Origin of the sequence: Streptomyces sp. NPDC085932 (genome assembly GCF_044540525.1) — a bacterium.
Taxonomy (GTDB): Bacteria; Actinomycetota; Actinomycetes; order Streptomycetales; family Streptomycetaceae; genus Streptomyces; species Streptomyces levis.
In genome coordinates this window covers 276,174-300,908 of the sequence record NZ_JBITSJ010000007.1, presented here as the reverse complement: position 1 = coordinate 300,908, position 24,735 = coordinate 276,174, and the positions used below count along the sequence as shown (strand labels likewise).

The following is a 24,735-nucleotide window of genomic DNA, read 5'->3' as shown; positions in this document are numbered from 1 at the left end:
GGGAGGCGCGCGGTGCGAGCGGATACGGCAGGCGAAAGCGTTCCGGACCTGATCAGGGCGGCGGCCGAGCGGTACGCGGACGTCGAGGCGGTCGTCGACGGCCGCACGCGCGTGACGTACGCGGAACTCGGCGCCCGCGTGGACCGGGCGGCGGCGGCCTGTCTGGCGAACGGCGTGGAACCGGGCGACCGGGTCGGCATCTGGGCGCCCAACACCCTCGACTGGATCACCGCCGCCCTCGGCGCGGTGTCGGCGGGTGCGGTGCTCGTGCCGCTGAACACCCGCTTCAAGGGGGCCGAGGCGGCGGACGTCCTGCGCCGCGGCGGGGTCCGGCTGCTGTTCGTGACGGGCACGTTCCTCGGCACCTCGTACGTGGCGTCGCTGCGCAGGGCCGCCGGCCGGGGCCCGGGCGACGGACCACTGCCCGGTCTTCCCGCCCTGCGGCGGGCGGTGGTGTTCTCGGCGGACGCCCCGCCCGGCTTCCTCACCTGGAAGGACTTCCTGGCGAGCGGCGAGGGCGTGGGGGAGGCGGAGGTGCGGGACCGGTCGCGGGCGGTGCGCCCCTCCTGGCCGTCGGACCTGATCTTCACCTCCGGCACCACGGGCCGTCCCAAGGGCGCGGTCATCACCCACGCGCAGACGGTGCGGGCCTACCGCATCTGGAGCGATCTGGCCGGCCTGACCCGGGGCGACCGCTATCTGATCGTCAACCCCTTCTTCCACACCTTCGGCTACAAGGCCGGAGTGCTGGCCTGCCTGATGCGGGGCGCCACGATGATCCCGCAGCCGGTGTTCAACGTGGACACCGTCCTCGCCCACCTCGCGGCGGAACGGGTCTCCGTCCTCCCCGGCCCGCCGACCCTCCTGCAGGCCCTCCTGGACCACCCGGCCCGGGACGCCCACGACCTGTCGGCCCTGCGGCTGGTCGTCACGGGAGCGGCGGTCGTCCCGCTGCGCCTGGTGGAGCGGCTGCGCGGCGAGCTGCGCGTCGGCACGGTCCTGACGGCCTACGGCCTGTCCGAGGCGGGCGGGGTCGTCACGATGTGCCGGCGCGGCGACGACCCGGCCGTGATCGCGTCCACATCGGGCCGGGCGATCCCCGGCACCGAGGTCCGGGTCGTCGGCCCCGAAGGACGCCCGCTGGGCCCCGGCACACCGGGCGAGGTCCTGGTCCGCGGCTTCAACGTCATGTCCGGCTACCACGAGGACGAGCGGGCCACCGCCGAGGTGCTGTCCCCGGACGGCTGGCTGCGCACCGGCGACGTCGGCGTCCTGGACGGCGCGGGCAACCTGCGCATCACCGACCGCCTGAAGGACATGTTCGTCGTCGGCGGCTTCAACGCCTACCCGGCGGAGATAGAGCAGCGCCTGGGCCTTCACCCGGACGTGGCGGACGTGGCCGTGATCGGCGTGCCCGACGCGCGGCTCGGGGAGGTGGGCAGGGCCTACGTCGTACGGCGCCCGGGCGCCCTGCTCACCGGCGACGACCTCATCGCCTGGGCGCGGCGGGAGATGGCCAACTACAAGGTCCCGCGGACGGTGGAGTTCGTCGCCGAGCTGCCGCGCAACGCGAGCGGCAAGGTCGTGAAGAGCGCGCTGCGCGCACGGGCCACCGGCTGACGCAGGAACCGGGCGCCGGGCCCCGCAGGACCGGCGCCCGGTTCCGGACACGCATCGGCCGCGACGGCTCCCCCTCCGCGCCGCCGCGGCCGAACCCCGTGTGGTGGTGGCTTACTTCGTCGGCTTGAACGGCTCCGACGTGGCGTGCAGGTCCTTGGTCTCCAGCGGCTCGCCGGTGGCGTGCAGGTCCTCCGTCGTGGCGGCACCCTCACCCGTGGCGTGCAGGTCCTCCGTGGAGGCCTCGCCGTCCGTCGTACCGGTGGCGTGCAGGTCCTGCGGCTTGAGCTCGTCGCCCATGGTCGTCAACTCTCCTCGGTGTGGATCGGGCAGTGCGGTCGGCGGGCCCGTCCGGTCACTCCCCCGAGTCCGACCGGACGGGCCCTGTGCGGCGACCCGTCTGCCCCCCGACGCGACGGATCGACTGCGTCCATCATGGCGGGGGGCGATAAACGAATGATGAACGCCCCGAACGGGCCTCAGGCCGCCCGGAGCGGAGTCAGCAGGGCGCGCACCTCGGCGGCCTCGGGCGAGCCCAGCTCCTCGTAGATCGCGGCCGCCTCCTGCCAGCACACCTGGGCGCGGCCGGTCTGCCCGATGCCGCTCAGCGCCCGGCCCAGCACGGTCAGGACGTTGCCCCGCCGCCACTCCCCGCCGATCCCGCGCAGCACCGTGAGCGCCATCTCGGCGTTGGCCGCGGCCTGCGCCGGACGCCGGGCGGCGAGATCCACCTCGGCCAGCCGGAACAGGCTCATGCCCTCCCACAGGCGCTGCCTGCTGTCGCGGAACACCTCCAGGGCCTCCTGGAGGCGTCCGGCCGCGTCGCCCAGCTCGCCGCTCTGGGTGAGGGCGAGACCGAGGGCGTAGCGGGCGTTCGCCCCGCGCAGGGAGTTGCCCATGCCGTCGTAGATGTCGATGCCCTCCCGGGCCAGCGCCACCGCGCTCGCGGTCCGCCCGGTCGCGAGGTGGATCCGGGACAGGTTGCACAGGGCGGCCGCCTCGCCGGGGCGGTCGCCCAGGGCCCGGAAGTGCTCGATGGCCCGCGAGAGGTGCTCCTCGCCGTCCTCGTGCCGGTTCTGGTACAGCGCGATGATGCCGCGGGCGTTGCGCGCCCAGCAGACGGGGAGCAGGTCGTCGGCCTGCTGGGCGAGCAGGATGGCCCGCTCGGCCTCCTGGTCGGCCCGCTCGAAGCGGCCGCCGACGTGGTGGACGTTGACGAGGGTGGTGAGCGCCCGGGCCTCAGCGCGGGGGAGGCCGTGCAGCCGGGCCGCCTCCAGCAGGGCCTCCGCGGTGGCCTCGTACTCCCTGGCGTTGGCCCCCGACTCGGAGAGGTCGTGCGCGGCCCACAGCAGGTCGATCGCGCGCGGGAGGGTGCCCGGCTGTGCCGCGCACTGCCGTACGCACGCCAGGAGGCAGATGGCCTCCGCGTACAGCCAGTCCTGCGCCGCGTGCCGGTTGGCGAACCGCAGGCCCGGATACGCGGGGACCGTGAGATGGTCGACCAGCCGGTCCCCGGGGCGTTCGATCGCATAGACGCCCGCCGCCGAGGCCAGGTAGAAGTCCAGCAGGCGGGAGACGGCCGCGGTCCGCTCGCTCGGGGGCTGCTCGTCCCGTTCGGCGCACGCACGCGCGTAGAGCCGGACCAGGTCGTGGAAGCGGTAGCGGCCGGGGGCCGCCGATTCGAGCAGGGAGGTGTCGACGAGGGACTCCAGCAGGTCCTCCGTCTCCTCCGCGGGCAGGTCCAGCACCGCGGCGGCCGCGGCGAGGGAGATGTCCGGGCCGTCGGCGAGGCCCAGCAGGCGGAAGGCGCGGGCCTGGGCCGGCTCCAGCTGGCCGTAGCCCAGCTCGAAGGTGGCCTTCACCGCCAGGTCGCCGGCCTGGAGTTCGTCCAGTCGGCGGCGTTCGTCGGCGAGCTTCGCCGCGAGGACGGAGACCGTCCAGGTGCGGCGGGCCGCCAGGCGGGACGCCGCGATGCGGATGGCCAGCGGCAGGAAACCGCAGGCCGCCACGACGTCCAGGGCGGCCTTGCGCTCGGACGCCACCCGCTCCTGGCCCACGATCTTCGTGAACAGCGCCAGCGCCTCGTCCGGGGACATCACGTCCAGGTCGACCAGGTGGGCGCCCGCCAGGTCCACCATCCGCACGCGGGAGGTGACGAGCGCGGCGCAGCCGTCCGTGCCGGGCAGCAGGGGACGGACCTGGGCGGCGTCGCGGGCGTTGTCCAGCAGGACCAGGACGCGGCGGCCGGCCAGCACCGAGCGGTACAGCGCCGCGCGTTCCTCCAGGGAGTCGGGGATCGCCGAGTCGGCGGTGCCGAGAGCGCGCAGGAAGGAGCCCAGGACCGTCTCGGGCTCGGCGGCCCGGGCGCCGGCGCCCTGGAGGTCGACGTAGAGCTGCCCGTCCGGGAACGCAGCGCGCGCCTGGTGCGCCACGTGCACGGCGAGGGTCGTCTTGCCCACGCCGCCGATGCCCGCCAGCGCCGACACCGCCATGACGCGGCCCTCGGCGGAGGCCAGGAGACCGCCGAGCTCGCGGACGAAGGCGGAGCGGCCGGTGAAGTCCGGCACGGTCGCGGGAAGTTGCGCCGGGCGCACCGGCGCGGCGGCCGGTTCGGGCGCCGGGGAGGAGGGTTCCGCGAGCCCCGGGTCGGCCTGGAGGATGCGCTGCTGCAGTTCGCTCAGGCCGGGGCGCGGGTCCACGCCCAGTTCGTCGGCGAGCAGGCGCCGGGTGTCGGCGTAGACGGCCAGCGCCTCGGCCTGGCGGCCGCTGCGGTACAGCGCCAGCATCAGCAGCTCGCGCAGCCGTTCGCGCAGCGGGTGGGCGGCGGTCAGGGCGGTGAGTTCGGAGACGGCCTCGGCGTGGCAGCCCTGCTCCAGGTCCATGTCCAGGCGGGATTCGAGGAGTTGCAGCCGCCACTCCTCCAGGCGGACCCGCTGGGCCTCCGCGTACGGCCCGGGCACGCCCGCCAAAGTCTCCCCGTCCCACAGGGCGAGGGCGCGCCGGAGCACGTCCCGGGCGTGGCAGAGGTCGCCTGCCGTCCGGGCCTTCTCCGCCTCGGTGGCCAGGTCCTGGGCGACGGCCAGGTCCAGGGCGCCGTCGGGCAGGTCCCGCACCGCGTAGCCGCCGGACTCGCTGACCAGGACGCCCGGGTCGAGCACCTTGCGCAGACGCGAGGCGTAGGTCCGTACCGCCGCCAGGGCCTGCGAGGGCGGCTCCTCGCCCCACAGGGCGTCGATCAGTTCGGCGGCCGTGGCCGTACGGCCCTCGCGCAGCAGCAGGGCGGCGAGCAGGGCGCGTTGCTGAGGGGAGCCGGTCGTGATCGGCTCGGTGCCGCGCCAGGCGCGCACGGGTCCGAGCACGCTGAAGCGCAGCGAGGCGGACGCCACCGCCCCGGCCCTCCCCGTCGACTCCCCCGGCCCCGGTGACTCCGGTGAGGAGCCGGGACGCCGCTGCTCCGGTACGCGCGGTACACCGGCCGGTACCCCGTCCATGCAGTCCCCCTAGACATCCTGAGCAACCCCGCCAGTCTGCCTTGTACGGACGGATACGTCAGCCTTGGGAGACACCGATCACAGGGGGCCGCACGGGAGTCCACGAGGTCTGCACAGTCTCTCCGCAGGGGGCCGGGGCCGGACCGCTCCGATCAGGCCGTCCCGTCCGGAACCCGCCCCGGCCCGCGGAGCTGACGCCCCGTCAGATCAGCGCTACCGTGAACCGCATGGACAGCCACGAGAGCACGTTTCCGCTGATCATCTCCGTGGACGACCACACCGTGGAGCCCGCGCACGTCTGGCAGGACCGGCTTCCGGAGAAGTACCGGGGTGTCGGGCCGCGGGTCGTGCGGGCGCCCGTGAAGGAGATGACCTTTCTCGGCGGGCGCTTCAGGCCCGTGATGGGCGAGCCCGGCGACGACGGCCCCGTCGGCGACTGGTGGGTCTACGAAGGGCTGCGCCGGCCCCTGACCCGGCTGGACACCGCCGTCGGCTACGACCGGGACGAGATCAGGCTGGAGGTCATCACCTACGAGCAGATGCGGCCCGGCTCCTACGACGTCACCGCGCGGCTCGCCGACATGGACGTCAACCACGTCCAGTCCGCCCTCTGCTTCCCGACCTTCCCCCGCTTCTGCGGCCAGACCTTCACCGAGGCCGAGGACCACGAGCTGGGCCTGCTGTGCGTGCGGGCCTACAACGACTGGATGGTGGAGGAGTGGTGCGGCCCGGATGCGCACGGCCGGCTCATACCCCTGCCGCTCATCCCGCTGTGGGACGCCGGGCTGGCCGCCGCCGAGGTCCGGCGCAACGCCGCGCGCGGGGTGCGGGCCGTCGCCTTCTCCGAGATCCCGCCGTTCCTCGGACTGCCCTCGATCCACACCGACGACTGGGACCCGTTCCTCGCCGCCTGCGACGAGACCGGCACCGTCATCGCCATGCACATCGGCTCCAGCAGCCGGATGCCCTCCACCTCCGCCGACGCCCCGCCCGCCGTCGGCTCCACCATCACCTACGCCAACTGCTGCTTCTCGATGGTCGACTGGCTGATGAGCGGCAAGTTCGAGCGGTTCCCGAACCTGAAGGTGATGTACGCCGAGGGGCAGATCGGCTGGATCCCCTACATCCTGGAGCGGGCCGACGTGGTGTGGGAGGAGAACCGGGGCTGGGGCGGCGTCGCCGACAAGGTGCACCGGCCGCCGTCCGAACTCTTCGCCGAGCACGTCTTCGGCTGCTTCTTCGACGACGCCTTCGGACTGCACAACCTCGACGCCATCGGCGTCGGCAACGTCCTCTACGAGACCGACTACCCCCACTCCGACTCCACCTGGCCCAAGTCCCGCGAGGTCGGCGAGGCGCAGATGGGCCATCTCGCCGGGGACGTCGTCGAGCGGATCGTGCGGGGCAACGCCATCGACCTGCTCGGGCTCACGGACGAGGGGCTGTGGCCGGGCAGCGGCGGTGCCCGGTGACGCTGCGGTACGGGATGCAGCTGCCCGTCCAGTCGCAGAGCGCCCTCTACGCCGAGGGCTGGGAGGCCTCGGCCGGCCCGGCCGACCTGCTGGCGATCGCGCGCGCCGCCGACGAGGCCGGATTCGACTACCTGGCCAGCTGCGACCACGTGGCGATCCCGCACCGGCTGGCCGCCGCGATGAGCACCGTCTGGTACGACCCCGTCGCCACGCTCGCCTACCTCGCCGCCGCCACCGAGCGGATCCGGCTGCTCAGCCACGTCGCGATCGTCGGGCTGCGGCACCCGCTGGTCACCGCCAAGCAGTACGCCACGCTCGACCACCTCAGCGGCGGCCGCCTGGTCCTCGGCGTCGGCGCCGGGCACGTCCCGGAGGAGTTCGAGGTCCTGGGCGTGGACTTCCGGCAGCGCGGGGCCCTGCTCGACGAGTGCCTGGACGCCCTGCGCGCGGCACTCGGACCCGAGGAGTTCCCCGAGCACCACGGCAAGCGCTACGACTTCGAGGGGCTGGGGCAGCGCCCCCGCCCGGCGCAGGAGCGCGTCCCGGTGTGGGTCGGCGGTTCCTCGCCGGCCGCCGTACGCCGGGCCGCCCTCAAGGGCGACGGGTGGCTCCCGCAGGGGGACCCCAGGGACCGGCTGCCCGGGCAGATCGCCCGCATCCGCGAGCTGCGCGCACAGGCCCGGGTGCCGGGTCCGTTCACCGTGGGTGCGATCACCGAGCCGCTGTACGTCGGCACGCCCCGCTGGGACGTCGGCCGGCGGACCCTGGCCGGCGGGCCGCGGGAGCTCGCGGAGTCGCTGCGGGCGTACCGGGCGATGGGCGTGGACCAGGTCCAGGTGCGCTTCCGCAGCCGGGACCGCCGCGAACTCGCCGACCAGATCGCGGCGTTCGGCGCCGAGGTCGCCCCCGAGCTGTGAGGAGGGTGCATGGGCAAGCTCGACGGACGGGTCGTCATCGTCACCGGCGCCGCACGCGGCCAGGGCGAGCAGGAGGCCCGGCTGTTCACGGCCGAGGGCGCAAGGGTCGTCCTGACGGACGTGCTCGACGCGCAGGGCGAGGCGCTCGCCGAGGAGATCGGCGCCCGGTACGTCCATCTCGACGTCGGCCGGGAGGACGACTGGCGGGCCGCCGTCACCGCGGCCAAGGAGGCGTACGGGCACGTCGACGGGCTGGTCAACAACGCCGGCATCCTGCGCTTCAACACCCTCCTGGACACGCCCCTGGAGGAGTTCATGCAGGTCGTCCAGGTCAATCAGGTGGGCTGCTTCCTGGGCATCCGGACGGTCGCGCCGGAGATGGCCGACGGGGGCACGATCGTCAACACCGCCTCGTACACCGGCCTGACCGGGATGGCGGCGGTGGGCGCCTACGCGGCGACCAAGCACGCCGTGCTGGGGCTGACCCGGGTCGCGGCCCTGGAACTGGCCGGGCGCGGGATCCGCGTGAACGCCGTCTGCCCCGGGGCCGTCGACACGGCGATGTCCAACCCGGCCCGCCTCGACCCGGACGCCGACCCCGAGGAGACGACTGCGGGGCTGGACCGGCTGTACCGCAGGCTCGTGCCGCTCGGGCGGGCCGGGCGGCCGGAGGAGGTGGCCCGGCTCGCGCTGTTCCTGACCTCGGAGGACTCCTCGTACATCACCGGCCAGCCGTTCGTGATCGACGGCGGGTGGCTGGCCGGCGTCAGCGCGATCTGACGCTCCATCAGGTATTGACGCTCATGGCGGCCGGTGGAACAGTCGGAGCCATGAATCTGACGATTCGTCAGAAACAATCGTGGGGCGGTGAACCTCCTTGGAGTTCGGCATCTTCGTACAGGGATACGTCGGCAAACGGGCCGGGACCGACCCGCTCGCCGAGCACAAGGCGCTGATGGAGGAGACCGAGTACGTCATCCAGGCCGACAGGTCCGGCTTCAAGTACGCCTGGGCCTCCGAGCACCACTTCCTGGACGAGTACTCGCACCTGTCCGCCAACGACGTCTTCCTCGGGTACCTGGCCCACGCCACCGAGCGCATCCACCTCGGCTCCGGGATCTTCAACCCGCTGGCCCAGGTCAACCACCCCGTGAAGGTCGCCGAGAAGGTAGCCATGCTCGACCACCTCAGCGGCAACCGGTTCGAGTTCGGCAGCGGCCGGGGCGCCGGGTCGCACGAGATCCTCGGATTCCTGCCGGGCATCACCGACATGAACCACACCAAGGAGATCTGGGAAGAGACCATCGCCGAGTTCCCGAAGATGTGGCTCCAGGACGAGTACGAGGGCTTCCGGGGCAAGCACTGGTCCCTGCCCCCGCGGAAGGTCCTGCCCAAGCCGCACGGTCCGGCGCACCCGGCCATGTGGTACGCGGCCGGATCGCCGCCCTCGTACGCCATGGCCGCGCGCAAGGGGCTCGGCGTGCTGGGCTTCAGCGTCCAGAAGGTCTCCGACATGGAGTGGGTGCTGGAGCAGTACAAGACGGCGATCGTGGACGCCGAGCCGGTCGGGGCGTTCGTCAACGACAACGTGATGGTCACGACCACGGCGATCTGCGCCCCCACGCACGCGGAGGCCGTGCGGATCGCGGCCGGCGGAGGGCTGCACTACCTGCCCTCGCTCGTGTTCCGGTACCACGACACGTTCCCGCGGCCGGAGGGGTTCCCGGAGTGGCCGCAGACGCTGCCGGAGTACACCGAGGAGTTCATCGAACTGCTCATCCAGGACGAACTGCTGATCTGCGGCGACCCGGACGAGGTCGCCCGGCAGTGCAAGCGCTGGGAGCAGGCGGGCGCCGACCAGCTCTGCTTCGGACTGCCGGTCGGGGTGCCGAAGGAGGAGACGCTGCAGACGATCCGGCTGGTGGGGGAGCACGTGATTCCCGAGATCGACACGGATCCGGTGCATCGGACCACTCGGTTCCGGCGGGGTGGTTGAGCGTTCGTCGGCGGGTGCGGGTGCGCCGTGGCTTGTCGCGCAGTTCCCCGCGCCCCCAGGTGCCAGTCCCACCGCCCACCAGGAGGTGCCCCGAGTGCTCGATCACGTCATCAAAGGTGCGACGGTCGTCGACGGAACCGGCGCCGCCGGCCGGACCGCCGACGTCGGTATCCATGGCGGCCGGATCGCCGTCGTCGGCACCGTCACCCAGGAAGCCCGCACCACCGAGGACGCCTCCGGCCTCGTCCTCGCCCCCGGGTTCGTCGATCCGCACACCCACTACGACGCCCAGCTGTTCTGGGACCCGTACGCCACGCCCTCGCTCAACCACGGCGTCACCACCGTCGCCGGCGGCAACTGCGGGTTCACGCTGGCGCCGCTGCACCCCGAGCGGCCCGAGGACGCCGACTACACGCGGCGGATGATGTCCAAGGTCGAGGGCATGGCCCTGGTGGCGCTGGAGCAGGGCGCGCCCTGGACCTGGCACTCTTTCGGCGAGTACCTGGACGCCCTGGAGGGGCGGATCGCCGTCAACGCCGGGTTCATGGTGGGGCACTGCGCGCTGCGGCGGTACGTGATGGGACCGGACGCCGTGGGTGGACAGCCGAACGGGGAACAACTCGACGCCATGGTGCGCCTGCTGCGGGAGTCCATGGAGGCGGGGGCGTGGGGGCTGTCCACCACCCAGTCCAGGAGCCACTCGGACGGGGACGGGCAGCCGGTCGCCTCGCGGCACGCCCGGCCGGCCGAACTGATCGCGCTGTCACGGGCCGTCGGGGAGCACGGGGGCACACAGATCGAGGCGATCGTCGCGGGCTGTCTCGACCAGTTCAGCGACGCGGAGGTCGAGCTGTTCGCGGAGATGAGCGCGGCGGCGGGACGGCCGCTGAACTGGAACGTGCTGACCATCGACGCGGCCGTGCCCGAACGCGTGCCCCGGCAGCTGCTGGCGAGCGAGCGGGCGCGGAAGGCCGGTGGCCGGGTGGTGGCGCTGACCATGCCGATCCTCACGCCGATGAACATGTCGCTGGGCACGTTCTGCGCGCTCAACCTCATCCCCGGCTGGGGGCCGGTCCTCGCCCTGCCGGTGCCCGAGCGGATCGAGAAGCTGCGCGATCCGGACGTCCGGGCCGAGATGCTCAGGCGCGCCCGCTCCAAGGAGGCCGGCGTCTTCCGGAGGCTGGCGAACTTCGGACGGTACGTCATCGGCGACACCTACAGCGAGGCCAACGCCGGGCTGACCGGGCGCGTCGTGCGGGACATCGCCGAGGAGCGCGGCCAGGAGCCCTTCGCGTGCCTGGTGGAGATCTGCGCCCGGGACGAGCTGCGCACGGTGCTGTGGCCGATGCCGCCCGACAACGACCCGCCGTCCTGGGCGCTGCGCGCGCAGACCTGGCAGCACGAGGACGTGCTGCTCGGCGGGTCCGACGCGGGCGCCCACCTGGACCGCATGTGCGGGGCGCCGTACACGACCCGGTTCCTCGGGGACTGTCTGCGGGGGCGGAGGCTGGTCGGCCTGGAGCAGGCCGTGCGGATGCTGACCGACGACCCGGCCCGGCTCTTCGGGCTGCGGGAGCGGGGGCGGATCCGCGAGGGCTGGCACGCGGACCTGGTGCTGTTCGACCCGGAGCGGATCGACGCGGGCCCGGCCACGCTGGTCCACGACCTGCCCGGCGACAGCCCGCGGCTGGACTCCCGGGCCCTGGGCGTGCGGGCCGTGTGGGTCAACGGGGTCGAGGCCATCCGGGACGACGTGGTGACCGGGGCCGTGCCGGGCCGGGTGCTGCGCTCCGGGCGGGACACGGAGACGGTGGGCACGAGGTGACGGCGGGGCAGGCGCTGTTCGTCGGCGGCTCCTGGGCGGAACCGGAGGGCGGGCACTACGCGGTGGTCGACCCCGCGACCGAGGAGACCGTCGGGTGGGCGCCGGAGGCCTCCCGGGACCAGGTGCGCGCGGCCTGTGCCGCGGCCCGGGAGGCCTTCGGGCCGTGGTCGCGCACGGCGCCCGAGGACAGGGCGGCGATCCTCGGCCGGGCCGCTGAGCTCATCCGGCGGGACCTGGTGGCGCACGCCGACGTGGCCCGGGCCGAGACCGGCGCGACCACGGGCACGGCGCGCGGCATGCAGGTCGCCGTCGCCGCGGCCCGCTTCCGGCGCTACGCGCGCGTGGAGCCCGCCGAGTGGGCGATCCCGCCGCAGATCAACGAGGCGGGGCCGATGGGGAGGGCGGGCGTGCTGGGCGCGCTGGCCGTCCGGCAGCCCGTCGGGGTCGTCGCCTGCGTCACCTCGTACAACAACCCCTGGGCCAACGCGGCCGGGAAGGTCGCCCCCGCCCTCGCCATGGGCAACACGGTCGTGGTGAAGCCCGCCCCGCAGGACCCGCTGTCCGTCTACCGGATGGCGCGGGCGCTGGAGGCGGCCGGGGTGCCGCCGGGCGTGGTGAACGTCGTCTCGGGGCGCTCGACCGGGGTCGGCGAGGCGGCGGTCGGGTCGCCGGACGTCGACATGGTCAGCTTCACCGGCTCGACCGCGGTCGGGCGGCGCATCGCCGAGGTGTGCGGGCGGGACATGAGGCGGCAGCTGATGGAGCTGGGCGGGAAGGGCGCGGCCCTCGTCTTCGACGACGCGGACCTCGCCTCGGCCGTGGCCGGCATCGGCACCACTTTCTCCTTCTACAGCGGCCAGATCTGCACCGCGCCCACCCGTGTGCTGGCCCAGCGCGGCGTGCACGACCGGCTCGTCGAGCAACTGGCCGGGTACGCGCACCGCTTGAAGGTCGGCGACCCGCGGGAGCCGGACACCGTCGTGGGGCCGCTGATCTCGGCGGCGCACCGGGACCGGGTGGAGTCCTACGTCGAACTGGGCCGCAAGGAGGGTGCGGTGGTCGTCGCGGGTGGTGAACGCCCGGACCTGACGGCCGGTTTCTACGTCGCCCCGACCCTCCTGGCCGGCTGCACCAACGACATGCGCGTGGCCCGGGAGGAGATCTTCGGGCCGGTGGTGGTCGTCGTCCCCTTCGACGACGAGGAGGAGGGCATCGCGCTCGCCGGTGACAGCGACTACGGCCTGATCGACTACGTCTGGTCGGGCGACGTGGCCCGCGCCTTCCGGGTGGCCAGGCGGCTGCGGGCCGGGGGCGTCGGGATCAACACGGTCGGGCGCAACATGGAGGCGCCCTTCGGCGGTTTCAGGAAGAGCGGCGTCGGCCGGGACGTCGGCTCCTACGCGCTGCACGCGTACAGCGAGGTGCAGGCGATCGTCTGGCCGGGCTGACCCTCACCCGGCCGGGTCGCGCGTACCGTCGGCAGCCGGGCGGGCCGATCGTCACCCGGCCAGGTCCACCCGTATCGTCAGCAGGTCCGTCCCGAGCGCCCGCACGCCCAGGCTGTTGATCCGGGGCAGCCGGCGCAGCCGGGCCACCGGGTCGTCGTCCGGCAGCAGCTGCGCCGTTCCCTCGTGCCACCGGCCCCGGATGCGCACGCGCACCCGCGGGTCGGCCTTGATGTTGCGCACGTACTGGGACCGTTCGCCGAACTCCGACACCAGCCAGAAGGAGTCGCCGACGCGGCGGCCGCCCACCGGGGTGCGCCGGGGAAGCCCGGAGACGCGGCCCCGGGTCTCCAGGACCGTCTGCAGCGGCAGGCGCCGCAGGAGCGGGTTGACGCGGCGCTGGAAGCCCGTGGTGGCGCGGAACCTCAGCTCGGTGCGGCGGGACATGGCAGAACGACTCCTTCACACACGGTTCCGACGGCTTTCGCGGGGGACCCTGCTTCAATGATGATCCCCTGACACGGCTGACGGGAGCGGGTGGCCGGCGGTGCGCATAGTGACCTGGAACCTGTGGTGGCGCTTCGGGCCGTGGCAGGCGCGGCAGAAAGCCGTCCTGACGGCCCTGCGGGAGCTGAACCCGGACGTCGTGGGTCTGCAGGAGGTGTGGGCCGCCGACGGCGAGAACCTCGCCGGGTGGCTGGCCGGCGAGCTGGGCCTGCACTGTACCTGGGCCGCCTCGCCCGCCCCGGAGCGCTGGCGGGCCCGGATCGGTGACCCCTCTCTCGACATAGGCAACGCCGTGCTCAGCCGGTGGCCGGTCGTCGGCCGGGACGTGCTGCCGCTGCCCGCCCCGGCCGCCACGGACGACGGCCGGCTGGCCCTCTACGCGCGCATCGCCGCTCCCGGTCACGAAGTCCCCTTCTTCACCGCGCACTTCACCTCCGCCACGCACGCCTCGGCGGTGCGCCGCGGTCAGGCCGCCGCGCTCGCCGGGTTCGTCGCCCGGCACCGCGGCGACACCCCCTTCCCGCCCGTCGTCACCGGCGACCTCAACGCCTGGCCCGACTCCGACGAGGTCCGCCTCCTCGGCGGCTACAAGACCGCCCCGGCCGTGCCCGGCCAGGTGCTGCTCGACGCCTGGGAGTACGCCGATCCGGCCGCCCCCGCCGCCACCTGGGACGCCGCCAACCCGTACGTGGCGGCGACCCACGAGCCGAGCGTGCGCATCGACTACATCCACGTGGGCCCGCCCGGCCCTGATGGCCTCGGCCGGGTACGGGACGTGCGGCGGGCCTGCGACGGCCCGGTGGACGGGGTGTGGCCCTCCGACCACGCGGCGGTGGTGGCCGACCTGGCGGACCGGGCGGCCGGGGTCTGACCCCGCGCGTCAGCCGCCGGTCCGCCCCAGGAAGATCGGGTTGGTGAACGCCGCCAGCGGCCCCGGCAGCGGACCGGCCGCCGCCTCGTGCCGCAGCTCGGCGCGGACGTACGCCGCGTACGAGGGAGTCGTCCGCCACTCGACGGTGCCCGAGCCGGCCACCGGCAGCGGGGCGCTGGTGTGCAGCACGCCCTGGTCGGTGACGAACCGGACCGTGCAGCGCGGGGCGCCGGTGACCTCCAGGCGCACGGTGACGGGGGTGTCGCGGCCCACGGCGAGCCGTTCGCCGATGCCCGCGTGCTCGCCGCGCCCGCCGGACGCCCGGAACGCCAGCGTCACCCTCGCGGACTCGGCCACGTACGACCGTCCGGCCCGGATGCCTTCCTGGACGGCCCGGCGGGTCAGGTCGTCGGCCAGCACCACCGTCTGGGGGCTGCCCACGGCGTCCGGGGAGCGGTGGGCGTCGCTGCTGCCCATCGCCGGGATCCAGTCACGGCCGTCCCGCACGGACGCCACCAGCATGCTGTCCCAGTCGGCGAGCGCCACCTCGTCGTCGGGCGTGTAGGGACCGTTCCACACCTCGATCGCGTCGGCCTCGCCGAAGCCGAACTTCCAGTTGCAGCCGACGCAGGTGGCGTGCGGATGGGCCGGGACGACCAGGCCGCCGGCGCGCCGGATCTGCCGGGCGAACCGGCCGAAGCGGTTGTCGCGGGCCCGGTAGCGCCAGTCGACGAAGGTGCCGGGGTCGGTGCCGAGCGCGACCACGTGCCCGTTCCTGGTCGTGATCTCCTCGCCCAGCAGCACCAGCAGGTCGTCCCCGGCCACGTCGGCCCAGTGGGCGTGCGCGGAGTGCGTGTTGTGCTCGGAGGAGTTGATGAAGTCCAGGCCGGCGGCCCGGGCCAGCTCGCCGATCTCGGCGGGGGTGCGGCGGCCGTCGGAGTACCAGGAGTGCAGATGGCAGTCGCCCCGGTACCAGGCCCGGCCCCGCCCCTTGGCCCGCTCCGGCGGATACACCGGCCGGGCGGCCTCGCCCGGCGCGCCGTACGTCAGCGTGATCCTGACCTCGTAGGCCAAACCCTGCGGGGCGACCGTGTACGGGCCGAGCGCGATGTGCCACGTGCCCTCGCGCACCGGGCCCGGGAGGTAGCCGGGGGTGGCCTCGTCGGCGCGGATGAAGAACTCCGTGCGCGCCCCGCCCGACCAGCCCCGGAAGCCCTTGCCGCCGAGCTCGGTGCCGCGCTCGTCGAAGACGCCGATGTCGAGGGCGTTGCCCGTGGTGCCGGCCGGCACGGATGGCCGGTCGTAGGTGTAGGCGACCCTGAGCTCCCGGACTCCGGCCGGGACCTCGACGGGCACGTACACGAAGTCGGGCGACCCGGGCGGCAGCGTGCCCCGCACGGTTCTGGTCTCCTGGTCGCCGTCCCGGTTCCGGCCGTCCGCTGAAGCGAAGCTCACGCTTCCCAACGTAAGCGCGGCGGCCGCTCCCGTCACGAACAGGGCGCGCCGACCGAGACCGCCGTGGTTGTCCTCGCACATGCTGCTGCTCCCAAGGTGTCGTCGGATGACGTGGCACGGGTGGTGCAGGGGTGGTGCGTCGCAACCCTTGTATTGAGGCGTGAACCGGCGTGCAAGGGAAGGGGATCCGGCGGCGGGCAGCAGGGGAACGGGCCGCGCGTCCGCGAACCTGTGCCGACCGGTCGGTATGGACACCGGTGTCCGGCTCGGGTAGAGATGGTCCATGCGTATCGCCGTAACGATCTTCCTCACCGACGAGACGATCGCCCCGACCCGGCTGGCCCGGGAGCTGGAGGAGCGCGGTTTCGCCGGGCTGTATCTGCCCGAGCACACGCACATCCCCGTCGAGCGGACCACGCCCTACCCGGCGGGCGGGGAGCTCCCGCGCGAGTACGGCCGGACGCTCGACGCGTTCGTGGCGCTCGGCCAGGCCGCCGCCGTGACCGAGCGGCTGGGGCTCGGCACGGGCATCACGCTCGTCGCCCAGCACGATCCGATCGACCTGGCCAAGCGGATCGCCACCCTGGACCACCTCTCCGGCGGCCGTTTCACCCTGGGCGTCGGCTTCGGCTGGAACGTCGAGGAGGCCGCCGACCACGGCGTGCGCTGGGACACCCGGCGCGCGCTGGTGAAGGACCGGATGGCGCTGATGCGGGCGCTGTGGTCCCGGGAACCGGTCGCGTACGAGGGGGAGTTCGGCTCGGTCCGGGCCAGCGAGGCGCACCCCAAGCCCGTGCGCGAGCCGCGCGGCCCCGTGATCGGCCCGCGCACGCTCGTCGGCGGGGCCGCCGGGCCCAAGCTGTTCGACCACGTCTGCGCGTACGCCGACGGCTGGCTGCCCATCGGCGGCCGCGGCCTGTCCGAGTCCCTGCCGAGGCTGCGCACCGCCTGGCACGAGGCGGGCCGCGACCCCGAGTCCCTCCAGGTCGTCCCGTACGCCGTCCACCCGAGCCCGGGCAAACTGGCCCACTATGCCGACCTCGGCATCGAGGAGGTCGTGGTGCAGCTGCCGTCGGCGGGGGAGAGCGAGGTACTGAAGGCTTTGGAGGCCTGCGAGCGGTACATCCCAGGCCGCTGACGGTTTCTGACTGTGATTCAGCCCACGCTGGCTGGTTCGGGTCGGTCTCCCCCTACTAAACTGCGAGTAAACAACCGAGCCGGATGCACACCGGTGTGGCGACTGACCACCGCCCGCCCGAAGGTGTGACCGGCTCGTCCTGTCGTGTCGTTTGCCGGATCGGCAGGAACAAGTAAACAGGGGGAGATTTCACTTGACCACGGTCGCAGAGACCCGACCGTTCGACGTTCCCGTGGCGGTGGAGACGCTTTCGCGTCTGACCGGCCGGGAGCGCGAGGTGCTGCGCCACCTGGCGAAAGGCGAGTCGAATCGCGTGCTCGCCCGGAGACTCGGCATCGCCGAACGGACCGTCCGTGCCCATGTCACCAGCATCGTGCGCAAACTGGAGCTGAAATCCAGGTTCGAAGCCGGCCTGGTGGCGTTCCATCATTACGAGGCCCTCGCCGAGGAGGCAATCGCCTCCTGAGGCATTGCCTCTTGCGGCAATGCCGAAAGCGGCATTGCCGCAAGAGGCAATGGAGGGCCCGCCCCGCGAATGGCAGGCTCGACGGCGTTGTTCGCCATGCGTGTGCAGCATTCCCGGAACACCGCACCGGGCGCATGGCACGTCCGTACCTGGATCACCATCATGGGGGAGAAAAACCCGATGAACATCAAGAAGATCGCCACCGCCGCCGGTGTCGCCACCGCCGGTGTCGCCCTCTTCATCGGCACCCAGGGCAGCGCCCAGGCCACCCCGGCCCGGCCGGCCGCGCCCGTGGTCGCCGCCCAGCCGTCGCAGGACAAGGCCCCGCAGGCCATCGGTTCCCTCGTCGGCAAGGCCGCCAAGTCCGTGGGCAAGGCCGCCACCAAGGCTGCCAACAAGGCCACGGCCGTCGGCAAGGGCATGGCCGTCGTCGCGAAGAGCAACGCCGACAACATGCTGTCCCACGGCAGCGTCTTCGCCCCTCCGGCCGACCTGCCGCAGGGAGTCACGGCCGACTCGGTCTTCGACCGGTAAGCACCACGTGACGACCACGTATCGCACGACCAGGAGGGCGGCGCTCGTTGTCGGCGGCGCCCTCCTGGGCGCTCACATGACCATGGCTGCCCTGTCCCAGGCGCCGCTCAGCCCCGCGAAACTCGTCTACGGCGACACGGTGGCGGAATACCTCGACCCGTACTTCTCGCAGAACTGGCAGCTCTTCGCTCCGACCCCCGTATCCGACGACCGCGGCATCCTGGCCCGGGCCACGTGCGCGGACGGATCGGTGTCGCCGTACTACGACGTCTCGGCCCGGGGAGTGGAAAAGGCGCAGAGTTCCCGGTTCTTCCCGTCGCGTGAGGTCAGAATCGTGTCCGCGCATCTGCAGAACATCACCAGCAGCGAGGAACTCCTGCGCAGACTGCGGCAGCAGCAGACCAACGACAAGAGGCCCGCACTGCCCCCGCTGCCTTTCGAGAAGGCCACCGAGGCGGAGGCCGTGAAGGGGCTGTCCCGGTACGCCTACGACCAGATGCCCGACGCGTGCGACGGAAAAGCCGAGAAGGTGCAGGTCCGTATGTACGTCCACGAGTTGCCGCCGTGGTCGAAGCGCCACGACCCGTCTGCCGAGGGAAAGGTCCTCGTGAAGGACTTCTCCTGGCACAAGACCCGGGATCTGCGATGAGGAACGCCCTGAAGAACGTCACCGGCCGGCTGGACTCCTGGTCGCTGAACCCGGTCGCCGTCACCGGCGTCTCGGGAACGCGCGCGCTCCTCGGCTTCGTCGGGCTCATGTACTACGTCGGCCAGTATCGGGAGCGGAACTACCTGTTCGGGCCCGACGGGGTGCTGCCACACGACGAGTTCACGGCTCAGTTGACCGGCTTCAGCGTCTACGCGCTGTCCGCGTCACCGGTGTTCTTCCAGGTCGCCTACCACCTGGGGATCGCGGTGGCGCTGGCCGTGACGCTCGGTGTCGGCGGCCGGCCCGGACTGGCCCTGCACTGGGTCCTGTTGTGGTCCGTCTACCAGCGCCAGCCCGGCCTCCTCGACGGCGGCGACAACCTCGCCTACGTCGTCATCCCGTTCCTGCTGCTGACGCGCTGCTACGACCGCTTCGCCCTGCCGACCGGCCTCGCGAGCCGCCTCGCCGAGCGGGTCCCCGGGCAGCTTCGGGCGGTGTCCGTGCCGTTCCACAACCTGGGCGTCCTCATGGTGGCCGCACAGATCTGCCTCGTCTACGTCGTCTCCGGCCTGTACAAGGTGATGGGCGAGGAGTGGCAGGACGGCACCGCGCTCTTCTACATCATGCGCGTCGCGGAGTTCGAACTGCCCGGCTGGTCCCACCTGGTGTACGAGAGCGACTTCCTGGTGGTGCTCGGCACATACGGCACGGTTGCCTTCCTCGTGTACTTCCCGCTGGGCGTGCTCGTCCCGGCGCTGCGCCCCTGGGCGGCCGCCGCGTCCATCTGCTTCCACCTGTCGATCGCGTTCTTCATGGGGCTGACCGCCTTCGCGCTGACCATGATCGCCTGTGATCTCGTCTTCCTCTCCGGCGCCCTCGACCGGGCGGTGCTCCGGGTCAAGGGCCTGCTGCCCGCGGCCCGCACGCCCGAGGCGGAGCCCGCGGCATCCGCGCAGGCGGATCCCGCGAGGGGGGAGAACGGAACCAAGTCGGCCGCACCCGAGGCCGAACTCGTCTGACGACAGGAGCGACACCCCACGTGCCCACCCCGACCTGCCTGCTGGGCGGCCCCGGTATCGACGACCGGGCCGCCCACGGCCATGACCAGGACCGGTTCGTCGAAATCGGTTCCCTCAGCAAGGTGTTCACCGGAACCGTCCTGACCCGGCTGGCCCAGGACGGCGTCGTGGACCTCGACACCCCGCTGGAGGAGTGCCTGCCGGAGGTGCCCGCGGGGACGGGCATCACCCTGCGGCACCTGGCCGAGCACACCTCGGGCCTGCCGCGCCTGCCCGTCGGCCCCTCCGGCCCGCCCGACGACCCGTACGCCACCTTCACCGAGGAGGCCCTGCGCGCCTCCCTGCGCGAGCTGGACCGGGTGGCCACGGGCCGGCTGGGCGAGGAGGAGTACTCCAACCTCGGCTACGCGGTGCTCGGGCACGCCCTGACGTCCGTCACGGGACGCTCCTACCAGCAACTCGTCGACGAGCAGGTGCTGGTGCCCCTCGGGCTGGAGCCGGGCTCGGTGACCGCGCTGCCGCCGCGGGAGCTGCGGCTGATCCCGCGGGGCCTGTTCGGCCGGCCCCGGCCCCTGTGGACGCTGACCGGACCGATCCTGCCGGCCGGCGGCCTGTGGTCCACCTGCCGGACCCTGTCCCGGGTCGTCGTCGGCCTGCTCGTCGAACAACGGCTGGGCCCGCCCGCGCCGAGTTGGCAGCGGGGTCAGTCGATCACCTGGCACAACGGCGCCACCCGCGGTTCGTCCGTCGTGGCGGCGGCGCACGACGACGGCCGCTGGCTCGTCCTGCACCGCTTGGGCGACCCGGACGGCACCGACAGCCTCGCCAGGAAAACCCTCCTCGCGGCTCCCGCCCCGCGCGGTGAGAACTGAGCACGACCACCCGCACGACACCGAGAGAAGCACGGGGAACGTCATGAGGATCGCCTGGTTCGGCTGGCTGGCGCAGCACTTCGGCGAGTACGGCTACAGCGACGGGCCGTTGCGCGCCGCGATCGGCACCGGCGCGGTGCTGGTGACCGCCGCGCTGGTGTGGTTCGCGCTGCACCGCCACCGCCCGGCCGCCGTGGCCGCCGCCGGTCTCACCTGCGCCGTGGGCATCGGGTGGCTGGCCTTCCACTGACCGGCCTGTCCACCCACCGGCCTGTCGACCGACCGGCCTTCCCGCTCCTTTCCATTCCTTTCCACTCAGGGGACACGCATGACGGACGCCGTCGTCGTCGGCTCCGGGCCCAACGGGCTCGCGGCCGCGCTCACTCTCGCCCGCGCGGGACTGCGGGTCGAGGTGTTCGAGGCGCACGAGCGGATCGGAGGGGGGCTGCGCTCGGAGGCCCTGTTCGACTCGGAGGTGCTGCACGACATCTGCGCCGCGGTCCACCCCATGGCACCGGTCTCCCCGTTCATGCGGTCCCTGGACCTGGAGGGACACGGCGTCCCCCTGCTGCACTCTCCGGCCGCCTACGGCCATCCCCTCAAGGGCGGGCCGGCCGCGCTGGCCTGGCGCGACCTCGACGCCACCTGCGCCGAACTGGGCGCGGACGGGCCGCGCTGGCGGCGGCTGATGCTGCCGCTGATGGAGCGCTCGGCGGACGTGGTGGAGCTGATGCTGTCCACCCAGCGCACGCCGCCCAACCCGCGCGCCCTGGCCGTGCTGGCCCCCCGGTTGCCGGCGCCGGCCTTGCGCGTGGGCGGCGGCCTGCGCACCGAGGCGGCCCGGGCGCTGTTGACGGGCGTGGCCGCCCATGGCATCGGCCGGCTGCCCTCCCCGGCGGCCGCCGCGGTCGCGCTGCTGCTCGGGCACCTCGCCCACACCACCGGCTGGCCCGTCCCGCGGGGAGGCTCGCAAGCCGTCGCCGACGTCATGGCCGCGCACATCGAGCGGCTCGGCGGCCGCATCCACACCGGAGTTCGGGTGGACAGCCTGCACGACCTGCCCGTCCGCCGCCTCACCCTGCTGGACGTCTCGCCCCGCGAACTGGCCCGGATCGCCCCCCTGCCGAGCGGCTACCTCCGCGCACTGGCCCGCTACCGCTACGGTCCGGGCGCCGCCAAGGCCGACTTCCTCGTCGAGGGCCCGATCCCCTGGAGCGACCCCCGGCTGTCCCGGGCCGCCACCATCCACCTGGGCGGCACGCATGGCACGGCCCCGCAGCTGGCTCGCGCCGAGACGGTGACGGCCCGGGGGCTGCGCACGGGGCACCCGTACATCATCGTGGTCGACCCGGCCGCCGCCGACCCGGCGCGGGCGGTGCGCGGCAGGAGACCGGTCTGGGCCTACGCGCACGTGCCGCACGGCGACACCCGGGACCCGCTGCCGGTGATCCGGGCCGCCCTGGAGACCCACGCCCCGGGCTTCACCGACACGGTGCTCGCCGAACGCGGCGTCACGGCGGCCCGGCTGGGCGTGTACAACGCGAACTACGTGGGCGGTGACATCGCCTCGGGCGCGATGAGCCTGTGGCAGACGCTGGCCCGTCCGGTGCCCCGCTGGAACCCGTACCGCACGCCCCTGCCGGGCACGTTCCTGTGCTCCTCGGCGACCCCGCCGGGCCCGTCGGTACACGGCATGTGCGGTCACCACGCGGCCCGGGCGGCGCTGCGGGAGTGGCCGGAGGCGGGCCCGACCGCCCGGGCCCGGCCTGATCAGGGCACTCGTATGCTCGAAGGATGACGACTCCCGCGACCTCCGGAACCGGCCCCACCGAGAACTCCCTGCGTCGCGCCCTGAAACGGGCCAGGGACGGCGTCTCCCTCGACGTCGCCGAGGCGGCGGTCCTGCTCCAGGCGCGGGGTGCGCACCTGGAGGACCTGTCGGCCTCGGCCGCCCGGGTGCGCGACGCGGGGCTGGAGGCGGCCGGGCGGCCCGGCGTCATCACGTACTCCAAGAGCGTCTTCGTCCCCCTGACGCGGCTGTGCCGGGACAAGTGCCACTACTGCACGTTCGTCACCGTGCCCGGCAAGCTGCGCCGGGCGGGCCACGGGATGTTCATGTCCCCGGACGAGGTGCTGGACATCGCCCGCAAGGGCGCGGCCCTCGGCTGCAAGGAAGCCCTCATCACCCTGGGCGACAAGCCGGAGGACCGGTGGCCCGAGGCGCGCGAGTGGCTCGACGCGCACGGCTACGACGACACCCTCGCCTACGTCCGCGCCGTCTCCATCCGCATCCTGGAGGAGACCGGCCTGCTGCCCCACCTCAACCCGGGCGTCATGAGCTGGGCCGACTTCCAGCGCCTCAAGCCCGTCGCGCCCAGCATGGGCATGATGCTGGAGACCACCGCGACCCGCCTGTGGTCGGAGCCGGGCGGCCCCCACCACGGCTCGCCCGACAAGGAGCCCGCGGTCCGGCTGCGCGTCCTGGAGGACGCCGGGCGTTCCTCCGTCCCCTTCACCTCCGGGCTGCTCATAGGCATCGGCGAGACCTACGAGGAGCGCGCCGAGTCGCTGTTCGCGCTGCGCAAGGTCTCCCGGGCCTACCACGGGATCCAGGAGCTGATCATCCAGAACTTCCGCGCCAAGCCGGACACCGCGATGCGCGGCATGCCCGACGCGGAACTGGACGAACTGGTCGCCGCGGTCGCCGTCGCCCGGCTCCTCATGGGCCCGAGCGGCAACATCCAGGCCCCGCCCAACCTGGTCGACGACGAGTACGAGCGGCTGATCCGCGCCGGCATCGACGACTGGGGCGGCGTCTCCCCGCTCACCATCGACCACGTCAACCCCGAGCGCCCCTGGCCGCAGATTGAGCAGCTCGCCGAGAAGTCCCGGGCGGCCGGGTTCGAGCTGCGCGAACGGCTGTGCGTGTACCCGGAGTTCGTCAAGCGCGGCGAGCCCTGGCTGGACCCGCGGCTGCGCCCGCACGTGGCGGCCCTCGCCGACCCGGAGACCGGCCTCGCCCGCCCCGAGGCCCTTCCGCAGGGGCTGCCGTGGCAGGAGCCGGAGGAGGTCTTCACCGCCTCGGGCCGCACGGACCTGCACTCCTCCATCGACACCGAGGGCCGTACGTCGGACCGCCGGGACGACTTCGACGAGGTGTACGGCGACTGGGGCGCCCTGCGCGAGGCCGCCGCCCCGGGCATGGTGCCCGAGCGCATCGACACGGACGTGCGGCAGGCGCTGCGCACGGCGGCCGACGACCCGACGAAGCTCACCGACGACGAGGCACTGGCCCTGCTGCACGCGGACGGCCCGGCCCTGGACGCGCTCGCCCGGGTCGCCGACGACGTGCGCAAGTCGGCCGTGGGCGACGACGTCACCTACATCGTCACGCGCAACATCAACTTCACCAACGTCTGCTACACCGGCTGCCGTTTCTGCGCCTTCGCCCAGCGCCGCACCGACGCCGACGCCTACACCCTCTCCCTGGACCAGGTCGCCGACCGGGCCCAGCAGGCCTGGGACGTGGGCGCGGTGGAGGTCTGCATGCAGGGCGGCATCCACCCGGACCTGCCCGGCACGGCCTACTTCGACATCGCCCGGGCCGTGAAGGAACGCGTCCCCGGCATGCACGTGCACGCCTTCTCGCCGATGGAGGTCGTCAACGGCGCGACCCGCACGGGCCTGTCGGTCCGCGAGTGGCTGTCCGCAGCCAAGGAGGCGGGCCTGGACACGATCCCGGGCACGGCCGCCGAGATCCTCGACGACGAGGTCCGCTGGATCCTCACCAAGGGCAAGCTGCCCGCCGCCGACTGGATCGACGTCGTGACGACGGCCCACGAGCTGGGCATCCGCTCCTCCTCGACGATGATGTACGGGCACGTCGACCAGCCCCGCCACTGGCTCGGGCACCTGCGCACCCTCGCGGGCATCCAGCAGCGCACGGGCGGCTTCACCGAGTTCGTGACACTGCCGTTCGTGCACACCAACGCGCCGGTCTACCTCGCGGGGATCGCCCGCCCGGGCCCGACCCTGCGGGACAACCGCGCGGTCACGGCCATGGCCCGGCTGCTGCTGCACCCGTGGATCCCCAACATCCAGACCAGCTGGGTCAAGCTCGGCACGGAGGGCGCGGCCGAGATGCTCCGCTCGGGCGCGAACGACCTCGGCGGCACGCTCATGGAGGAGACCATCTCCCGGATGGCGGGCTCGTCGTACGGCTCGTACAAGTCGGTGAAGGACCTGATCGCCGTGGCGGAGGCGGCCGGGCGTCCGGCCAGGCCCCGCACCACGCTCTACGGCGAGGTCCCCGAGGAACGGCAGCGGGCGGCACGGGCGTCGGACGGCCACCTGCCGGAACTCCTGCCGGTACTGGACTGACGGGTCTGCCGCCCCTCGGCGTCCGCCGGGTCCTGGTCGTCGGCGGGTCTGCCGGCCCCTGGCGTCCCGCCCGGCCCTCGG

General features: G+C 73.3%; 21 protein-coding genes. 17 read left to right on the top strand and 4 right to left on the bottom strand.

The window, feature by feature from the left end:
- Window positions 1–12 precede the first annotated feature (12 nt).
- Window positions 13–1,620, top strand: coding sequence for a FadD3 family acyl-CoA ligase (locus ACIGAQ_RS31450; protein ID WP_399788948.1), 1,608 nt, complete (start codon window positions 13–15; stop codon window positions 1,618–1,620).
- A gap of 111 nt (window positions 1,621–1,731) precedes the next feature.
- On the opposite strand, the gene ACIGAQ_RS31445 is transcribed toward ACIGAQ_RS31450, so the two are convergent.
- Window positions 1,732–1,917 carry a hypothetical protein gene (locus tag ACIGAQ_RS31445; RefSeq protein WP_311681500.1) on the bottom strand — a complete coding sequence of 62 codons (186 nt, stop codon included), beginning with the start codon at window positions 1,915–1,917 and terminating at the stop codon, window positions 1,732–1,734.
- Between the two features lie 179 nt (window positions 1,918–2,096).
- Window positions 2,097–5,108 (bottom strand): BTAD domain-containing putative transcriptional regulator, encoded by a 3,012-nt coding sequence (locus tag ACIGAQ_RS31440; protein ID WP_399788945.1) that lies wholly within the window; start codon window positions 5,106–5,108, stop codon window positions 2,097–2,099.
- Between the two features lie 227 nt (window positions 5,109–5,335).
- Here ACIGAQ_RS31440 and ACIGAQ_RS31435 point away from each other — a divergent pair, with 227 nt between their 5' ends.
- The 6 genes from ACIGAQ_RS31435 (at window position 5,336) to ACIGAQ_RS31410 (ending at window position 12,766) form a co-directional block, all read left to right on the top strand.
- The gene (locus ACIGAQ_RS31435; protein ID WP_399788942.1) at window positions 5,336–6,580 is read left to right on the top strand and encodes an amidohydrolase family protein; all 1,245 of its coding nucleotides are present in this window, start codon (window positions 5,336–5,338) and stop codon (window positions 6,578–6,580) included.
- Window positions 6,581–6,594: 14 nt separating this feature from the next.
- Complete coding sequence (locus tag ACIGAQ_RS31430) at window positions 6,595–7,497, top strand: TIGR03619 family F420-dependent LLM class oxidoreductase (RefSeq protein ID WP_399788939.1); 903 nt, start codon at window positions 6,595–6,597, stop codon at window positions 7,495–7,497.
- A gap of 9 nt (window positions 7,498–7,506) precedes the next feature.
- Window positions 7,507–8,277, top strand: coding sequence for an SDR family NAD(P)-dependent oxidoreductase (locus ACIGAQ_RS31425; protein WP_399788936.1), 771 nt, complete (start codon window positions 7,507–7,509; stop codon window positions 8,275–8,277).
- A 97-nt stretch (window positions 8,278–8,374) separates the two neighbouring features.
- Window positions 8,375–9,493: an LLM class flavin-dependent oxidoreductase gene (locus ACIGAQ_RS31420; protein WP_399788933.1), complete on the top strand. Its 1,119-nt coding sequence runs from the start codon at window positions 8,375–8,377 to the stop codon at window positions 9,491–9,493.
- A gap of 94 nt (window positions 9,494–9,587) precedes the next feature.
- Window positions 9,588–11,318, top strand: coding sequence for an amidohydrolase family protein (locus ACIGAQ_RS31415; RefSeq protein WP_399788930.1), 1,731 nt, complete (start codon window positions 9,588–9,590; stop codon window positions 11,316–11,318).
- Window positions 11,315–12,766 carry an aldehyde dehydrogenase family protein gene (locus ACIGAQ_RS31410; RefSeq protein ID WP_399788927.1) on the top strand — a complete coding sequence of 484 codons (1,452 nt, stop codon included), beginning with the start codon at window positions 11,315–11,317 and terminating at the stop codon, window positions 12,764–12,766. The genes ACIGAQ_RS31415 and ACIGAQ_RS31410 overlap by 4 nt, the downstream gene beginning before the upstream one ends.
- Window positions 12,767–12,817: 51 nt before the next feature.
- Here ACIGAQ_RS31410 and ACIGAQ_RS31405 read toward each other — a convergent pair whose 3' ends face one another.
- Window positions 12,818–13,210: a nitroreductase/quinone reductase family protein gene (locus ACIGAQ_RS31405; protein WP_311681516.1), complete on the bottom strand. Its 393-nt coding sequence runs from the start codon at window positions 13,208–13,210 to the stop codon at window positions 12,818–12,820.
- A gap of 100 nt (window positions 13,211–13,310) precedes the next feature.
- Here ACIGAQ_RS31405 and ACIGAQ_RS31400 point away from each other — a divergent pair, with 100 nt between their 5' ends.
- Window positions 13,311–14,141: an endonuclease/exonuclease/phosphatase family protein gene (locus ACIGAQ_RS31400; protein ID WP_399788923.1), complete on the top strand. Its 831-nt coding sequence runs from the start codon at window positions 13,311–13,313 to the stop codon at window positions 14,139–14,141.
- Between the two features lie 9 nt (window positions 14,142–14,150).
- Here ACIGAQ_RS31400 and ACIGAQ_RS31395 read toward each other — a convergent pair whose 3' ends face one another.
- Window positions 14,151–15,677: a CehA/McbA family metallohydrolase gene (locus tag ACIGAQ_RS31395; RefSeq protein ID WP_399788920.1), complete on the bottom strand. Its 1,527-nt coding sequence runs from the start codon at window positions 15,675–15,677 to the stop codon at window positions 14,151–14,153.
- Between the two features lie 202 nt (window positions 15,678–15,879).
- On the opposite strand from ACIGAQ_RS31395, the gene ACIGAQ_RS31390 reads away from it, so the two are divergent.
- The 9 genes from ACIGAQ_RS31390 (at window position 15,880) to ACIGAQ_RS31350 (ending at window position 24,654) form a co-directional block, all read left to right on the top strand.
- Window positions 15,880–16,734, top strand: a complete 855-nt coding sequence (locus ACIGAQ_RS31390; RefSeq protein ID WP_362279523.1) for an LLM class F420-dependent oxidoreductase — start codon at window positions 15,880–15,882, stop codon at window positions 16,732–16,734.
- A gap of 193 nt (window positions 16,735–16,927) precedes the next feature.
- Window positions 16,928–17,200: a LuxR C-terminal-related transcriptional regulator gene (locus tag ACIGAQ_RS31385; protein WP_362279525.1), complete on the top strand. Its 273-nt coding sequence runs from the start codon at window positions 16,928–16,930 to the stop codon at window positions 17,198–17,200.
- 180 nt (window positions 17,201–17,380) lie between these two features.
- Window positions 17,381–17,734, top strand: a complete 354-nt coding sequence (locus tag ACIGAQ_RS31380; RefSeq protein ID WP_399788915.1) for a hypothetical protein — start codon at window positions 17,381–17,383, stop codon at window positions 17,732–17,734.
- A 76-nt stretch (window positions 17,735–17,810) separates the two neighbouring features.
- A complete protein-coding gene (locus tag ACIGAQ_RS31375) occupies window positions 17,811–18,383 on the top strand; it encodes a DUF5819 family protein (protein WP_399788913.1) in 573 nt (190 codons plus the stop codon).
- Window positions 18,380–19,402, top strand: coding sequence for an HTTM domain-containing protein (locus ACIGAQ_RS31370; protein ID WP_399788910.1), 1,023 nt, complete (start codon window positions 18,380–18,382; stop codon window positions 19,400–19,402). Before ACIGAQ_RS31375 ends, ACIGAQ_RS31370 begins: the two co-directional genes overlap by 4 nt.
- A 20-nt stretch (window positions 19,403–19,422) precedes the next feature.
- The gene (locus tag ACIGAQ_RS31365) at window positions 19,423–20,274 is read left to right on the top strand and encodes a serine hydrolase domain-containing protein (protein ID WP_362279533.1); all 852 of its coding nucleotides are present in this window, start codon (window positions 19,423–19,425) and stop codon (window positions 20,272–20,274) included.
- Window positions 20,275–20,317: 43 nt separating this feature from the next.
- Entirely contained in the window at window positions 20,318–20,524 is a 207-nt protein-coding gene (locus ACIGAQ_RS31360; RefSeq protein ID WP_362279535.1) for a hypothetical protein, read from the top strand.
- A gap of 78 nt (window positions 20,525–20,602) precedes the next feature.
- The gene (locus tag ACIGAQ_RS31355) at window positions 20,603–22,072 is read left to right on the top strand and encodes a phytoene desaturase family protein (RefSeq protein WP_399788906.1); all 1,470 of its coding nucleotides are present in this window, start codon (window positions 20,603–20,605) and stop codon (window positions 22,070–22,072) included.
- Window positions 22,069–24,654 (top strand): bifunctional FO biosynthesis protein CofGH, encoded by a 2,586-nt coding sequence (locus ACIGAQ_RS31350; RefSeq protein WP_399788903.1) that lies wholly within the window; start codon window positions 22,069–22,071, stop codon window positions 24,652–24,654. Before ACIGAQ_RS31355 ends, ACIGAQ_RS31350 begins: the two co-directional genes overlap by 4 nt.
- Window positions 24,655–24,735: the final 81 nt, after the last annotated feature.